Annotated in this window: 12 protein-coding genes; 6 read left to right on the forward strand and 6 right to left on the reverse strand. The window is 69.9% G+C overall.

Features of this window, described 5'->3' with window-relative positions; all coding sequences use genetic code 11:
* Positions 1–216 precede the first annotated feature (216 nt).
* Both ACZ4VK_RS22060 and ACZ4VK_RS22065 read left to right on the forward strand, forming a co-directional pair.
* Positions 217–1692 (forward strand): APC family permease, encoded by a 1476-nt coding sequence (locus tag ACZ4VK_RS22060; RefSeq protein ID WP_468354421.1) that lies wholly within the window; start codon positions 217–219, stop codon positions 1690–1692.
* Positions 1693–1767: 75 nt separating this feature from the next.
* Positions 1768–2757 carry a hypothetical protein gene (locus tag ACZ4VK_RS22065; RefSeq protein ID WP_468354424.1) on the forward strand — a complete coding sequence of 330 codons (990 nt, stop codon included), beginning with the start codon at positions 1768–1770 and terminating at the stop codon, positions 2755–2757.
* A gap of 27 nt (positions 2758–2784) precedes the next feature.
* Here the strand turns inward: ACZ4VK_RS22065 and ACZ4VK_RS22070 are convergent, their stop codons facing one another.
* Positions 2785–4839: a PhoX family protein gene (locus ACZ4VK_RS22070; protein ID WP_468354427.1), complete on the reverse strand. Its 2055-nt coding sequence runs from the start codon at positions 4837–4839 to the stop codon at positions 2785–2787.
* A 913-nt stretch (positions 4840–5752) separates the two neighbouring features.
* Between ACZ4VK_RS22070 and ACZ4VK_RS22075 the strand changes: the two genes are divergently transcribed.
* On the forward strand, positions 5753–7024 hold the full coding sequence (locus ACZ4VK_RS22075; RefSeq protein ID WP_468354430.1) for a VWA domain-containing protein: 1272 nt from the start codon (positions 5753–5755) through the stop codon (positions 7022–7024).
* Here ACZ4VK_RS22075 and ACZ4VK_RS22080 read toward each other — a convergent pair.
* Both ACZ4VK_RS22080 and ACZ4VK_RS22085 read right to left on the reverse strand, forming a co-directional pair.
* On the reverse strand, positions 7021–8118 hold the full coding sequence (locus ACZ4VK_RS22080) for a sensor histidine kinase (RefSeq protein WP_468354433.1): 1098 nt from the start codon (positions 8116–8118) through the stop codon (positions 7021–7023). The two genes, ACZ4VK_RS22075 and ACZ4VK_RS22080, sit on opposite strands and share 4 nt — an antisense overlap.
* Positions 8115–8873: a response regulator transcription factor gene (locus tag ACZ4VK_RS22085; RefSeq protein WP_468354436.1), complete on the reverse strand. Its 759-nt coding sequence runs from the start codon at positions 8871–8873 to the stop codon at positions 8115–8117. The genes ACZ4VK_RS22080 and ACZ4VK_RS22085 overlap by 4 nt, the downstream gene beginning before the upstream one ends.
* A gap of 90 nt (positions 8874–8963) precedes the next feature.
* Between ACZ4VK_RS22085 and metG the strand changes: the two genes are divergently transcribed.
* Entirely contained in the window at positions 8964–10568 is a 1605-nt protein-coding gene (gene metG / locus ACZ4VK_RS22090; RefSeq protein WP_468354439.1) for a methionine--tRNA ligase, read from the forward strand.
* 146 nt (positions 10569–10714) lie between these two features.
* On the opposite strand, the gene ACZ4VK_RS22095 is transcribed toward metG, so the two are convergent.
* A complete protein-coding gene (locus tag ACZ4VK_RS22095; RefSeq protein ID WP_468354442.1) occupies positions 10715–11353 on the reverse strand; it encodes an Eco29kI family restriction endonuclease in 639 nt (212 codons plus the stop codon).
* 187 nt (positions 11354–11540) lie between these two features.
* Positions 11541–12320 (reverse strand): GIY-YIG nuclease family protein, encoded by a 780-nt coding sequence (locus tag ACZ4VK_RS22100; protein ID WP_468354445.1) that lies wholly within the window; start codon positions 12318–12320, stop codon positions 11541–11543.
* Between the two features lie 124 nt (positions 12321–12444).
* Here ACZ4VK_RS22100 and ACZ4VK_RS22105 point away from each other — a divergent pair, with 124 nt between their 5' ends.
* The gene (locus tag ACZ4VK_RS22105; protein WP_468354448.1) at positions 12445–13740 is read left to right on the forward strand and encodes a DNA cytosine methyltransferase; all 1296 of its coding nucleotides are present in this window, start codon (positions 12445–12447) and stop codon (positions 13738–13740) included.
* Between the two features lie 140 nt (positions 13741–13880).
* A complete protein-coding gene (locus ACZ4VK_RS22110) occupies positions 13881–14531 on the forward strand; it encodes a very short patch repair endonuclease (protein WP_468354451.1) in 651 nt (216 codons plus the stop codon).
* A gap of 201 nt (positions 14532–14732) precedes the next feature.
* Here ACZ4VK_RS22110 and ACZ4VK_RS22115 read toward each other — a convergent pair whose 3' ends face one another.
* Entirely contained in the window at positions 14733–15086 is a 354-nt protein-coding gene (locus tag ACZ4VK_RS22115; protein WP_468354454.1) for a DoxX family protein, read from the reverse strand.
* Between the last annotated feature and the right edge of the window lie 59 nt (positions 15087–15145).

Consider the following 15145-nt stretch of genomic DNA (forward strand, 5'->3'; position numbering starts at 1 on the left):
CCCCACCGCCGTTACCGGAATCCACCCGGGCGACTACGATGCGCTCGATTCACCGTGATCCGCGCCCGCCGCCGTCGGCAACCGGCCCGGCGGACGGGCCACTTCGCCCTGCCACCGCCCTGCCCCGCCCCGCCTCCGTCCCGCCCCCGCCCCGTCACCACCTCGCCACCGCACCGCCACCGCCCGCCTCACCCCCCGCGCCCCGAGGACCCCGCCATGCGCACCACCACGAGCAGAGGGCTCCAGCCCAATGTCCTCGGCACCTTCGACACGATCGTGATGGCCGTCGCCGGCAGCGCCCCCGCCTACTCGCTGGCCGCGACCACCGCCGTGCTCTTCGGCGCCGTAGGCTTCGCGGGTCCGGCGGCCCTGCTGTACTGCGCGATACCGATGTTCGGCATCGTCCTCGCGTACGCCCGCCTCGGCCGCATCGACGTCAACGCGGGAGCCGGATACTCCTGGGTGGGCCGCACCCTCCACCCCTTCCTCGGTTTCCTCTCCGGCTGGGCCCTGGTCTTCGCCGCCACCGTCTTCATGGTGGCGGGCTCCCTGCCCGCCGGTGCCCTCACGCTTTCCCTGATCGACCCGGACCTCGCCGACAGCACCCCGCTCGCAGCCGCCGTCGGCGCCGGCTGGTTCCTGATCATGCTGCTCGTCGTCCTGGGCGGCGCCCGGCTCACCGTACGGGCCCAACTGATCATGTCGGGCGTCGAGATGCTGATCCTGGTCGGCTTCGTCCTCGCGGCCGTCGCGCACCGGGGGCGGGCCGCCGCCTTCGACTGGTCCTGGTTCGGCCTCGGCCAGTTCGAGGGCCCGCAGGGCTTCGCCGCGGGCGCCCTGATCGCCGCGTTCTACTACTGGGGCTGGGACGTCACCAGCAACCTCAGCGAGGAGACCCGGAACAGCCGCCGCACGGCCGGGCTCGCCGCGCTCGTCGGCGTCGGTTTCGTCTTCGTCCTCTTCGAGGCCTTCACCGTCGCCGTGAACGTGCTGCTGACCGCCGACGAGATCCGCACCGCCGGCCCCAACGTCCTCGCCGTCCTCGGCCAGGAGATCTGGCCGGGCGTCGGCGGCAAACTCCTCGTCGTGGCCGTCGTCCTGTCGACCGTCGCCACCCTGGAGACCACCCTCCTCCAGGTCACCCGCTCGCTCTTCGCGATGGGCCGCGACCGGACCCTGCCCGCCGCGCTCGGCACCGTCCACCCCCGCTGGAACACGCCGTGGGTCGCCATCGCCGCCGTCGGAGGCGCGGCGCTCCTGATGTTCTGCGCCGCCGCGGCCGCCGGCTCCGTCCAGCGGATCCTCAGCGACGCGGTCTCCGCGATCGGACTCCAGATCGCGTTCTACTACGGCCTCGCGGGCATCGCCGCGGTCGTCGCGTACAAGTCGGTCCTCTTCCGCTCCGTGAAGAACCTGGTCCTCGGCGGCCTCTGGCCGCTCCTCGGCTCCGCGTTCATGCTCTGGGCCTTCGTCGAATCGCTCGGCGAACTCTCCACGACCGCCCTCAGCATCGGCCTCGGCGGCCTGCTCGTCGGCCTGCTCCCGCTGGTCGTGTACTGGAGGAAGGGCAGCGACTACTACCGCCCGGCCCGCCTGGACGCCGTCCTCGCGATGGCCGCGACGGAGGGCTCGGGCCCCGCCACGCGCACGCGTACCGGCACCGCGGACAAGAGCTACGCGACGGACTTCTGACGGCGCGAAGCCCGCCCAACCACGACGACGAGCCCTCCCCGACTTCTGACGGCATCCGAACCGAAGGAGGCCCCCATGGCCGTACGCCGACGCTCCGCGCGCCCCGCGCGTCCCGAGCGCTTCGTGCCCGACTTCGACCCGGACTTCGGGGACCGCGCGCTGACCGAGGCGCGCCACGACATCGTCATCGGCCGCTGGCAGGGCGTACGGGACCTGCTCGCGGCCACCGGCGACCACTGGGCCCGCCGCACCCACCGGCTGCGGCTCCTCTCGCACGCCGCCGCCGGAAGCTCCACCGTGGAGACCTGGCGGGCCGCCGAACCGGGCAACCCCGACGCGGCCGTGCTGCGGGCGGCGACCGAGGTGGTACGGGTCTTCGACGCGGCCATCGCGGCGGGCCGGGGCGCCGCCGTCGAACGCGGCCGGATCGACGCCGCCGTCGACGCCTGCCGGAGCGCGGCAGAGGCGGCGCCCGCCGACCCGATGCCGTGGGTGTCGCTGCTCTCGGTGGCGAGGCTGTACGAGGGCGGGGTGCCGCGCCGCGAACTGCGGCACTGGTTCGACGAGCTGCGGCGCCGCGACCCGTACAACACGGAGGGGCACATCCAGGTGCTGCGCTACTGGTCGGCCCGGTGGCACGGGACGCACGGCAGCATGTACGACTTCGCCCGCGACGCGGCGGGCGTGGCACCGCCCGGCTCCCCGCTGCCGGTCCTGGTGCAGGTGGCGCGGGTCGAGGAGTACCGGTACATCGCGGACGGGGCACTCGGCCGCGGCCCGGTGCGCGGCTTCGACCAGCACTGGAAGCACGAACTGGCGGTCACGGAGCTGCGCCGCACGTACGCGCGGTGGATCGGCGGCCGCGACGGGGCCGCACCGGTCGCACCGGAGGAGGCCGGGGACCTCAACTTCCTGGCCCACGCGGCCTGCTACGCGGGCCAGGTGGAGATCGCGCGCGAGCTGCTCGGGATGCTGGGCAGACGGGCGGCGTGGGTGCCGTGGTCGTACACGGGGGACCCGGCGGAGCAGTTCATACGGTTCAGGGAGGGCCTGGGGACGGCGTAGACCACTCCGCACCCAGGCCCCCGGGGGTCACACGCCGATGTCGCGCCCGTCCGTGCGCCACACGGCGACGACCGACGGGCGGACGAGCTTGCCGGGTCCGTCGGGCCAGGCGGAGGCGGGATTCTCGACGGAGGCGCCGTCGATCTCGCCCGGGTGCTGCACGGCGACCAGGACACGGCGGTCCTGGATGATCGGTCCGCAGGTCTCGGCGCCCTTCGGCACGGTCAGGAACTGCTTGAGCTCACCGCGCTGCTCGCCGCGGGTGGCGACGCCGAACAGGCCGTCGTGCGAGCCGAGCTGGTTGCCGTCGGTGGAGATCCACAGGTTGCCGTGCGGGTCGAAGGCGACGTTGTCGGGGCAGGAGATCGGGGAGACCTTCTCCTTGGGGTAGCCGGCGAAGTAGGTGGCCGGGTCGTTCGGGTCTCCGGCGACGAGGAAGAGACGCCAGGCGAAGCCGTCCGAGGCAGGGTCGTCCCAGTGCTCGGCGAGTTCGAGGATCTGCCCGTGCTTGTTGAGGTTGCGCGGGTTGGCCTCGTCGGCGCCGGGGTTGGTGCCCTTGCCCCGGTTGGAGTTGTTGGTGAGGGCGACGTAGACGCGGCCGGAGCGCGGCGACGGCTCGACGTCCTCGGGCCGGTCCATCTTCGTCGCGCCGACCTTGTCCCCGGCGAGACGGGTGAAGACGAAGACCTCTTCGGCGGTCATTCCGGGCACGTGCGAGACGGCACCGTCGGGACCGGCCGTGGCGAGCGGGATCCACTGGCCGGAGCCGTCGAACTCGCCGTCGTTCGGCAGCTTGCCGGTGCCGTCGATCTCGGCGGCCGGGGAGTCGCCGGTCAGCTTGGCGACGTAGAGGGTGCCCTCGTCGAGCAGGGTCAGGTTGTGCTCACGGGCGGCCCGGGAGCCCCCCTTCTTCATCCTCTTGCTCGACACGAACTTGTAGAAGTAGTCGAACCGCTCGTCGTCACCCATGTAGACGACCGGGCGGCCGTCGTCGGTGAGGCGGGGCTGCGCGGCCTCGTGCTTGAAGCGGCCGAGCGCGGTGCGCTTGCGGGGCGTGGAGTCGGGGTCGTACGGGTCGAGCTCGACGACCCAGCCCTGGCGGTGCACCTCGTTGGGCTCCTGGCGCAGGTCGAAGCGCTTGTCGAACCGCTCCCACTTGCGCTCGGAGGCACCGGTACCGACGCCGTACCGCTTGTCGGTCGGCGTCGAGCCGTACGCGAAGTACTGGTTGAAGTTCTCCTCGCCGTGGAGGGTGGTGCCCCACGGGGTGGTGCCGCCGGCGCAGTTGTTGAGCGTGCCGAGGACGGTACGCCCCTCGGGGTCGGCGGACGTCCTGAGCAGGTCGCCACCGGCGGCGGGCCCGGTCAGCTCGAACTCGCTCGTGGTGTGCAGCCGCCGGTTGAGGTGATGGCGGGTGACCGGCGTCAGCTTGCCGGAGCGGTGCTCCTCCTGGACGACGACGACCGAGAGGCCGTGCGCGGCCCAGGCGATCTCGACCTGCTCGCGGGTCGGGTTCTCGGAGTCGTACCCCCGGAACATCAGGACTTCGTCGGTGTACTCGTGGTTGGCGACGAGGACCTGACGGTGGTGCTCCCCGCGCAGCGGCAGCAGGGAGAGGAAGTCGTTGTTGTACCCGAACTGGCCGGCCTGGGCCTTCGCCGACTGCTTCTCGGAGTCGAAGGCGGGGGCGCCGCGGAGGATGGGCTCGCCCCAGCGGATGACGATGTTCTGCGCGTAACCGGCGGGGACGGTGACCTGGTCGGCGGTGTTGGGCGCGACGGGCGTGAAGCGGAGGCCGCGGGCGCCGCCTTGGGGGGCGGGCTTCTGCGACCGGGCGACGGCCTCGGGGGCGCTGCCGAGGACGACGGCGCCGCCGGCGGCGGAGGCGACGGTCACGACGGCGGCGGCACGGAGGGCGGAACGGCGCGAGAGCGCACCGGCTATGACGTCGCCGACGTACTCGTTGTCGCTGGTGTTGGGCACCTCGTGGAAGCAGGCGTCACCGCACCGGAAGCGACAGGTGAGAGCGGAACGGCCGCCTCCGTGGGGGTTCGTGCTCAGCAGGGGCAGCAGTTTGCGCACTTCGTCCTCCTGGTGTGGGGATTCCTTCGGCGGCGACGCTATGTGCGTAGATCTGCACAGGAACGGCGACCGAGTGAACGCCGAATGAATGCACGGCAACCGGGGGCGACCGGGTCACGGAGGAGGGAGGGGGCGGCCGCTAACCTTACGTGTCCGCCCTGGCCAGGGATGAACGTCCCGAAACGCCCAGTACGGACATTCCCACTGCACCCCACTCATGCGAAAGGGTTCGCCCATGGGTATTCGGAGCATGCTGCGCAAGGTATTCGGCCGGGACCGCGAGGAGTCCACGGCAACCTCCGTCCCGCCCCAGACGCGTGAGACCACGTCGACGTCCGCGTCGACGTCCACGACCACGTCCTCGTCCTCGTCCTCGGACACGCCGGAAGCGGCGGCCCGGCGGGCGGCGGACGATCTGGTGGCGGCGTCGTTCGACAACCCGCAGATTCCACGGGCGCGGGCGAATTCGCAGGCGGCGGCTGCGCCTGCGGCGGACGCTGCGGGGGCGGTGACTGAGACCGAGGCCGCGCCTGCGGCGGACGCTGCGGCGGGTCCGGCTCCGGCCGAGGCTGCGCCTGCGGCGGACGCTGCGGGGGGTTCGGCTCCGGCCGAGGCTGCGCCTGCGGGGGCGGTGACTGAGGCGACGGAGCCGGAGACGGCGCCTGTGGAGGCTGAGGCGGCGCCTGCGGAGGCTGCGTCTGCTGCCGAGGCGGATGCGGAAGCGGAAGCGTCGGAGGCCTCGGAGACCGAGGGAACAGTTTCGGCCACGGCGTCGGCTGACACGGAGCCGGCGACGGCGACGGTCGCAGCTGCCGAGCCGGCAACGGCCGCAGCAACGACAGACGAGGCTGCGGAGCCGGTCGCGGAGACGCCCGACGCGTCGGAAGCCGAGAAGTCGGCTGACGCCGACGCGGTGACGGCGACGACCGAGCCCGCGACGGACGAGCCGGCGGAGCCGACCGAGAAGGCCACCGACGAGCCGGCGGACACAGCAGCCGAGTCGGCCCCGGCGGAGGTGACCGCCGACGCCGACACGGCGGAACCTGCTGCGGAGCAGCGGGAGCCGGCGGAGGCCTCCGCACCGGCAGACGAGCCCGAGGCCCAGGCCGAGACGGCCGAGTCCGCTGCCCCGACGGGGCCGGAGGCGACCCCCGGAGCCGAGCCGCAGGACAAGGTGCCCGCTCCGGCCGAGCCCGAGGCCCAGGCCGAGACCGCTTCCCCGGCCGAGCCCGAGGTGGCTGCCGAGGAGCCGCAGGCTCAGACCGCTGCCCCGGCGGAGCCCGAGGCAACTGCCGACGCCGACACGGACACGGACACGGACATCGAAGCGTCCGCATCTGCGGAGGAGCCGCAGGAAGCGGACGCGACCGTCACCGAGGCGGAGCCGGTGACGGCCAAGGCCGAGGCCACGGCGGAGCCGGAGGCCGAGGCCGACGCAACCGCCACGCCGGAGGCCGACGCCCCCGAAGCCGAGACCGCCGAGCCGGAGGCCGAGGCCGAGGCCCAGACCACCGCGCCGCAGGCCCCCGCCCTCCCCCTCCCCAAGGTCAAGGCCGTCGCCCCCCACCTCGCCGAGGCCTACAGCGCCGCCGGCGCGGAGCTCAAGAAGCAGGGGCTCACCGGGGCGCGGGCCGCCGTCTATCTCGTGGTGGACCGGTCCGGTTCGATGCGCGGGTACTTCAAGGACGGCTCCGTGCAGCGGCTCGCCGAACAGGTCACCGCGCTCGCGGCGCACCTCGACGAGAACGCCACCGTCACGACCGTGTTCTTCTCGACGGACATCGACGGCACCGTCGACCTGACGCCCGCCGACCTCACTCCCACCCGCGTGGAGGAGATCAACGGCACCCTGGGCCGCCTGGGCCGTACGAACTACCACCGCGCCGTGGAGGAGGTCCTGGCCCACCACGAGAAGGCGGACCCGACCCGCCCCGCCCTGGTCGTGTTCCAGACGGACGGCGCCCCGGAGTCGAAGACGGCGGCCACGCAGGCGCTGGCCGAGGCGGCGGACCGTCCGCTGCACTGGCGGTTCGTGGCCTGGGGCGAGGAGGACAACAAGGCCTTCGACTTCCTCCGGAAGCTCGACGGCACGCCCCGTACCGCCGCGTACTTCCCCGGCACGACCCCGGTCGAGACCGCGCACGCCGCCTTCTACCGGGGGCTGCTCGCAGGCCTGGAGTTCTAGGAAGCAGGGCTGGTGGCGGTGACCGGCAGGGTCACCGCCACCACGAGCCCGCCGCCCTCGGCGGCGCTGCGGGCGACCGCCGTCACGGACCCGCCGTGCGCGACCGCGATGGACCGCACGATGGACAGTCCGAGCCCGGCGCCAGGCCCCATCCGGTCCCGCCCTTCGCCGCGCCGGAAGGGTTCGAAGAGGCCGGGGACCTCGTCGGCGGGGACGACGGGCCCGGTGTTGACCACGGTCAGAACGCCGCCCTCGACCCGTACGTCCACCACGCCACCGCCGGGCAGGTTGTACGCGAGGGCGTTCGCGACGAGGTTCCGTACGAGCTGCCCGAGCAGCACCCGGCTGCCCCGTACGACACCTCCGTCGGCCACCACGTACGCGCCCTCGTACTCCTCCCCGACGACCTCGCCGAGGACCACGTCCTCCCTCTCCGCGAGGCCCCGCTCGCTGCGGGCGAGGAGCAGCAGCCCGTCGATGAGGCGTTCGCTGCGACGGTTGGCGTCGAGCAGCACCTGCCGTACGTCGCAGTCGTCGTCGAGCCCGACCTGGATGGCGGCGCGCTGGGTGGCGAGCGGGGTGCGGAGTTCGTGGGAGGCGTTGGCGATGAACCGGCGCTGGCTGTCGAAGGCGGTCTCCAGGCGTCCGAGCAGCGCGTCGATCGTGTCGCCGAGTTCCTTGAGCTCGTCGTCGGGCCCGCTGACGGCGATGCGGTCGTGCAGGTTGCGTTCGGAGAGGCGCCGCGCGCGGGCGGTCATCTCGTGCACGGGCCGCAGGACGCGCCCCGCGGTCCACCACCCGACGGCGACGGCGCAGCAGGCGATCACGAGCAGGGCCATGCCGGACCACATGAGCATCTGCTCGCCCGCAGCGCGGCTGATGTCGTCGCCGAGCTGGTACGCCTCGACGACGGCGATGTCGTCGGCGCGCGCCACGATCGCCTCGGCTTCACCGTCCGTACCGGCTCTGACCAGCAGGTTCACGATGAGCAGCAGGACCGCGCCGAGGACCAGGAAGACACCGCCGTAGACGAGGGCGATCCGGGCGCGGATGGTGGAACCGGCCCCGAGGTAGGCGTTGCCGGGCGGGCTCACAGCATGTACCCCACGCCCTGCACGGTCCGGATGAGCGAGGGCTCCCCCACCTTGGCGCGCAGCTTGCTCATGCAGACGCGTACGGCTCCGGTGAAGGGGTCGGCGTGGGCGTCCCAGGCGCGTTCGAGGAGCTCTTCGGCGGAGACGGCGGCGCCGTCGGCCTCCAGGAGGATCTGGAGGACGGAGAACTCCTTGGGGGAGAGGTCGAGGTCCCGCCCGTCGCGGGTGGCGGTGCGCCGGACGGTGTCCATGACCAGGCCGTACCGCGCGAGGAGCGGGGGGAGCGGGGGCCGGGCGGATCGCCGGCGCAGCGCCCGGACGCGGGAGACGAGCTCGGGGAACTCGAAGGGCTTGCCGAGGTAGTCGTCGGCGCCGAGGTCGAGGCCCTGGACGCGGTCGTCGACGGCGGTGGCGGCGGTCAGCATGAGGATCCGGGTGGGGGAGCCGGCGGCGACGAGCCGCCGGGCGACGTCGTCGCCGTGGACGCGGGGCAGATCGCGATCGAGAACGAGAACGTCGTAGGGGGAGGGGCCGAGCGGCGGGGCGGGCTCGGAGGGCCCGGCGAGCCCGACGGACACGGGGATCCCGTTGGGCACAGGGATCCCGTTGGGCACAGGGTCGCCCCCGTACAGCCCGAGCAGCTCCAACGCGTCGTCGCCCCCATGCACGGTGTCGACGGCGAATCCGGCCCGTCGCAGACCGGTGGCGACGAGCGCGGCGAGGTCCCGCTCGTCCTCGGCTACGAGTACACGCATGGGTCCCATCCTCCCCATCCCGCCGGGGGCACCGGCCTCCGGGGTTTATCGATGTGAGTGGATCTTCGTCCGACGGTTAGGATTTCGACCATGGCGGCCACTGGATCCGAGAAGCAGGGGGCGAAGGCGTTCTACGTCACGACCCCCATTTACTACGTCAACGACGCTCCTCACCTGGGCCACGCCTACACGACCGTCGCAGGCGACGTGCTCACGCGCTGGCACCGTCAGCGCGGCGAGAAGGTGTGGTACCTCACCGGCACGGACGAGCACGGTCAGAAGATCATGCGCACGGCCGAGGCGAACGACGTCACGCCCCAGGCCTGGTGCGACAAGCTCGTGGAGGAGGCGTGGAAGCCCCTCTGGGAGCACCTGAACATCGCGAACGACGACTTCATCCGCACCACGCAGAAGCGTCACACCGACCGCGTGCAGGAGTTCGTGCAGGACCTGTACGACAAGGGCGAGATCTACAAGGGCGGGTACGAAGGCCCGTACTGCGTGGGTTGTGAGGAGTTCAAGCTCCCGGGCGATCTCATCGAGGCGGAGGACGGCACGAAGCTGTGCGCCGTCCACAAGAAGCCGGTGGAGATCCTCAAGGAGGAGAACTACTTCTTCAAGCTGAGCGAGTACGGCCCGAAGCTGCTCGAGTTCTACGAGTCGAACCCGGGCTTCGTGCAGCCGGAGTCGGCCCGCAACGAGGTGCTGAACTTCGTCAAGCAGGGCCTTGAGGACCTCTCGATCTCGCGCTCGACGTTCGACTGGGGCATCCCGGTGCCGTGGGACGACAAGCACGTCGTGTACGTGTGGGTCGACGCGCTCCTGAACTACGCGACGGCCGTCGGCTACGGCGCCGACCAGGCGAAGTTCGACGAGACGTTCCCGGCGAACGTGCACCTCATCGGCAAGGACATCCTCCGCTTCCACGCGATCATCTGGCCGGCGATGCTGATGGCGCAGGGCCTGCCGGTCCCGGGCCGCGTGGCCGCGAACGGCTGGCTGATGGTCGGCGGCGAGAAGATGTCGAAGTCGAACCTGACGGGCATCAAGCCGCAGGACCTGACCTCGCACTTCGGCGTGGACGCGTACCGCTGGTACTTCCTGCGGGCGATCGCGTTCGGGCAGGACGGCTCGTTCTCGTGGGAGGACTTCTCCGCCCGCTACACGTCCGAGCTGGCGAACGACTACGGCAACCTGGCGTCCCGCGTCGCGGCGATGGTCGGCAAGTACTTCGGCGGCGCGCTGCCGGCCTCGGCGGCCGACGGCGAGGCGGAGAAGGCGATCCAGGACGGCCTGGCGAAGGCCGTGGCGACCGCCGACGCCAAGATCGGCGAGGAGCTGGACTTCCAGGCCGGCATCCTGGCGATCTTCGACTTCGTGAAGCAGGTCAACGGCTACATCACGGAGCAGGAGCCGTGGAAGGTCGCGAAGGACGAGTCGCCTGAGGGCCAGGCCCGCCTGGCGACGATCCTCTACACGGCGGCCGAGTCGCTCCGCGCGGTCGCGGTCCTGCTGAACCCGATCATGCCGGAGACCTCGCAGGCCCTGTGGGAGTCCCTGGGCGCGGAGGCGTCCCTGGGTGCGCTCGCGGACCAGCCGGTCCAGTCCTCCGCCACGTGGGGCCAGCTGCCCGCGGGCGCGACGGTGACGAAGGGTGCGGTGCTGTTCCCGCGCCTGGAGGAGAAGAAGGACTGACGTCCCCGCGTACGCGTACGAAGAAGGCCGCCGTCCCTGCTCACAGGGGCGGCGGCCTTCGCCGTGTCAGACGAGAGCGAGGACGGCGACGGCGGGGCCGGTTTCACCGAGAGGTGGGTGCTTGAACGCATTCCCACAATCCGCGCCTACTCGGAGTCGTCGTTCTCCGCCGCGATCTCCCGCTCGATGGACTCGAGCTCGCTGTCGGACAACTTGCCTTCGAGCAGAGCTCGCACACGGGTCCACGAGACTCCAGCGGGGGTATTGCTGGGAGTCGGCATGCTCTTAGGATGTGACCACCACCGACCTGGATGCAGTTCGTCCCATGCGGGTCGGGCGCCTGTCTGGCGCCGAGGCCCCCCGGGGTCGTTGTTGCCGAATCCATCAACCACGCTGTTCCAGACCGGACGGTAGTGATTGATCATCACTCGCTCCGCGAGGCTGACGAACGCCTCGATCGAGACCAGGTAGCGCACCATGAAGTGATCGACCTCCAGGTCATAGACCTGATCGATCGAACGCTGGTGGAGGAAGAGCCGATCCCACAGCTTCACACTGGGCTTCTCGGAGCGGGTTCCCTTCCGCACACCATCGGGTCTCGCCTGACCTACGTAGATCGGCTTCAGACAGGCGGGGTCACTGATCTCCTGGTACAGCGGATGCGGGCCGACGTAGTACAGCACGTAAACGCCGCTGCCGTAGATGGGCGGTACGGACGACAAGGGGACCGGCTCGCGCGTGAGCAGCTCCGCCTCCATGCTGCGGCCGAGATTGTCCAGGTCCAAGGGATTGAACGGCTCGCGACTCCCGGCTGCGGCCTCGGCATGCCACTTCTTCGTTTTGACCGGCTTCCTGGACGGTCTCACCGGATCCGGCAGGGAGGCATCGCTAGGGCGGTGTGGCATCTCAGACAACTTTCCTCCGAGCCTGTGTGGCGTTGGGTCTTCGGTGACGACGGTTGTTGGCGCCTGGTCAGTAATCGGAGACGTCCAGAACCCCAGACGCTGTGTAGTACCTCAGTGCGCTCGGGTACTCCTCGACCTTCGGATACATGATCAAGTAGCCAGGCAGGGCCGTGATCTGCCACAAGTCCGGCAGGTGCGAGGCGATGGCCCGGAGGAGCTCGTCGGCCGTCGCCCACGCATTCGGCTCGGCCACGTGGATCGCCTCGAAGGCACTGGACGCCTGGTAGCGGAAGACGTAAGGAAGCGCCTTCTTCGTGGCGGAGAGGAGGTCCGAGAGTGAGACGGTTCCGTTCCCACTGACGAATTGCCACAGCTGCGAGCACTTGTACTCGAGGTCAATCGGGTACGCCCGGTCGAAGTGATCCGCGTCCACCTCGGTCGTGTCCCGCCGCTTGCCGGGGTCGTTGTTGCCGAAGCCGTTGTAGTTCCAGGGCACCTCGCCCTGCCCTCGATGCTTGTTGATCAAGAGGCGTTCGGGCGCGACGGCGCCGAAGTCCTCGTCAACGTAGAGACACGTGAAGGCCATCTCGGCGAGGGATATGTTCCTGCGTCCCGAGATCTTGCGGAAGTGCCTCTCGATCCGCTGCGGCAGTGACGTGTCCGCCTTGCCGACGTAGACGAGTTGTCCGCCCTTGTAGAGCTGGTACACCCCAGGCAGTGGCTGGAGCGACTGGATGTTCTCGATGGACAGGGCCGCCGGCATCAGATCCTTCAACGCGGCCGCGAGCTGGTCGCCGAGTGCTTTGGTGATGCTGAGCTTGAACTCCGCGTGATTCTCCAGCGGCACGGCCAAGGCCTCCTGAACGCATGACGAGTGATTGTCGTCACTCTATCCGGTGAAGTTCGGAGACATAGGACTCCCTTGCCGCTAGGGGCTCACCTGATCGATAACTCCGCGGTATGGTTTTGATATGTCTGAGCTGCGAACGAAGCACCCCGAGGTGGGAACCTGTGTCGAGCTGTTCGCTGGCGGTGGGGGACTCGCCATGGGCGTCCACAACGCCGGCTTCCGGCCGCTGCTCGTAAACGAGTACGCCAAGCGGGCGATCGAGACCCTTCAGACGAACGACATGCCAGGGGGCGGGAAGTGGCCTCTGAGGCCCGGCGATGTCCGCGATCTGGTGGAGGACTTCAAGAAGCTGGACGGTCAGGTCGACGTCCTCGCCGGGGGGCCGCCCTGTCAACCGTTCAGCTTGGGTGGCGCCCACAAGGGTACGGAAGACGAGCGAAACATGTTCCCGCAGATGTTCCGCGCCATCCAGGAGATGCGCCCGAAGGCTGTCATCTGCGAGAACGTCCAGGGCCTGCTCCGGAAATCCTTCAACCCGTACTTTCAGTACATCCTGAACGAGATGCGTCTCCCCTTCATCAAGCGCGAGCGTGGCGCTACTTGGGAGGAGCACAACGACGTGCTGGAGAAGTTGCTCGCCAACGACTCGGTTGCCGCCTCCGAGCGCTATGACGTGAAGTACCACCGCGTGAACGCGGCGGACTATGGCGTTCCTCAGATCCGGCAGCGGGTCGTCATCGTCGCCTTCCGAGCGGACCTCAACGTGGCCTGGGAGAACTTCGAGCCGGAGGGGACCCACTCGGATGAGGCTCTGATCCACTCCATGCGTGAAGGCGGGGAATACTGGGACCGACACGCGAAGGTAGATCCGGAGGCTCGGGCTCGCGCGATGAGGAACCTGCCGAAGCTCGACATCGACAATCCGAGGATCAAGGAGAAGCTGGCTCTCCGGCCCTGGCGGACGCTCCGCGACGCGATTCACGGCATCGATGAGTTCGAGGGGCGCCCCCTGCCGTTTGTGAACGAGGAGGCTGTCAACGCGAAGGCCCAGGTGGGAGAGATCTCCGACCACTTCGGTTGGCCGGGTGCGCGGGTCTACAAGGGACACACTCCAAACCTTCTCGACCGCCCCGCCAAGACGGTCAAGGCCGGCGTACATGGTGTCCCTGGAGGCGAGTCCGTGATGATGATGGACGACCCCGAGTTCGACGACAGCGGCTACCGGTACATGACTGTCCGCGAGACCGCACGTGTCATGACCTTCCCTGACGAGTGGACACTCGCCGGCCCCCGCGGCGAAAAGATGCGGCAACTCGGCAACGCGGTGCCGGTGAAACTGGGCAAGGTGTTCGCCGACGCGGTCGCCGCCGCTCTGAACTCTGTCGGGGCCCTGGAGAAGCCCGGCGAAAAGCGATGACGCAGGCGGAGGCCAGGGGGCAGCGGGGCTGGAACGATCGGCTACCGCCCGCCAGCGCGTACAAGCCACGCCCCGGCCTGACCCGTGACAAACGGAGCCTCGAGCAGGACAGAGCGGCTGGCGGCCGGCATCGACGCGCCGTGCTTCTCGCCGATGGTTCATACGCCCGGGCGTCGATTCAACTCCGCCTGTACCGAAGTACCCGTCGCATCCAGGCGTACCTCCGATGGTCGGACAACGGGGTGACCAAGGAAAAACACGTCTGCGACGTCGACGCGGCGACGCGAGCGGCGAACCTCGCGCTGGCGTGGGCGAAGGCAAGAGAAGCGGGAAAAGTCGTCGACGAACCACTGCCTTCCCATTCGACCGCCTCGTCGGTGGCCGTCCGCGCGGTTATGACGGCGAACAAGGGCAAGGACACCAAGCCCGAGTTGATGCTCCGATCGGCCCTGCACCGCAGGGGCCTTCGCTACAGGGTCGGCATCCGTCCGCTCCCCGAACTGCGGCGTACGGCGGACGTCGTCTTCCCCAAAGCCAAGGTCGCTGTCTTCGTGGACGGCTGCTTCTGGCACGGCTGCCCGGACCACTATCGGCCGGCTAAGAAGAGCGGCGAGGCGTGGAACCAGAAGATCAAGGACAACCGAGACCGTGATGTCTCCACCGTCATCGCGCTCAAGGAGCAGGGGTGGACGGTGCTCCGCTTCTGGGAGCACGAAGATCTGGAGCAGGCTGCTGACGAAGTCAGCGCTGTGTTGGAGCAACGGAGGTCGATTGCTCCGAGGCACGGATGATCCGTACGAGGAACTCCCTCCCCTGTAGCCAGTCGAGGCCGATGAACCCTCAGTGGCTGCTCCTCGCGGGCGCGACGGTGACGAAGGGTGCGGTGCTGTTCCCGCGCCTGGAGGAGAAGAAGGACTGACGTCCCCGCGTACGCGTACGAAGAAGGCCGCCGTCCCTGCTCACAGGGGCGGCGGCCTTCTTGGTCCCACCCGTCACCAGGTCAGGGCCAGGGCGGCGACGGCGGGGGCCATGTAGACGAGCGGGAAGGGCACGTGGGCGTACGAGCGGGCCCGCAGGATGGTGATCACGGCACCGGCGAAGTACAGGATCAGCCCGATCGCGGCCAGGGTCCCGATGACCGGCACGAAGAACCCGACGACGAGCCCGACGGCCCCGGCGGCCTTGGCGGCCCCGAGCCAGTTCCACCACGACCTCGGCACGCCGTACGCGGCGAGAGGCTCGACGACGAAGGCGGCCTTGAAGAAGATCGCCGCAGCGGAGAACCCGGCCATGAAGGCGGCGACGGCGGTGACGACGACTGCGGTGGTGGACATCTCGGTGAACATCGCGAGGGCTCCTTCAGCCTTTCCCGTGTCCGCCTCGACCGAGCCGGACACAGCACTGA

The organism is Streptomyces sp. NPDC028711, assembly GCF_055565415.1.

Bases quoted from the DNA above. Each gene is read 5' to 3' on its own strand.
- ACZ4VK_RS22060 (WP_468354421.1), top strand. From the start codon at position 217: ATGCGCACCACCACGAGCAGAGGGCTCCAGCCCAATGTCCTCGGCACC.
- ACZ4VK_RS22065 (WP_468354424.1), top strand. From the start codon at position 1,768: ATGGCCGTACGCCGACGCTCCGCGCGCCCCGCGCGTCCCGAGCGCTTC.
- ACZ4VK_RS22085 (WP_468354436.1), bottom strand. From the start codon at position 8,873: ATGCGTGTACTCGTAGCCGAGGACGAGCGGGACCTCGCCGCGCTCGTC.
- metG (WP_468354439.1), top strand. From the start codon at position 8,964: ATGGCGGCCACTGGATCCGAGAAGCAGGGGGCGAAGGCGTTCTACGTC.
- ACZ4VK_RS22105 (WP_468354448.1), top strand. From the start codon at position 12,445: ATGTCTGAGCTGCGAACGAAGCACCCCGAGGTGGGAACCTGTGTCGAG.
- ACZ4VK_RS22115 (WP_468354454.1), bottom strand. From the start codon at position 15,086: ATGTTCACCGAGATGTCCACCACCGCAGTCGTCGTCACCGCCGTCGCC.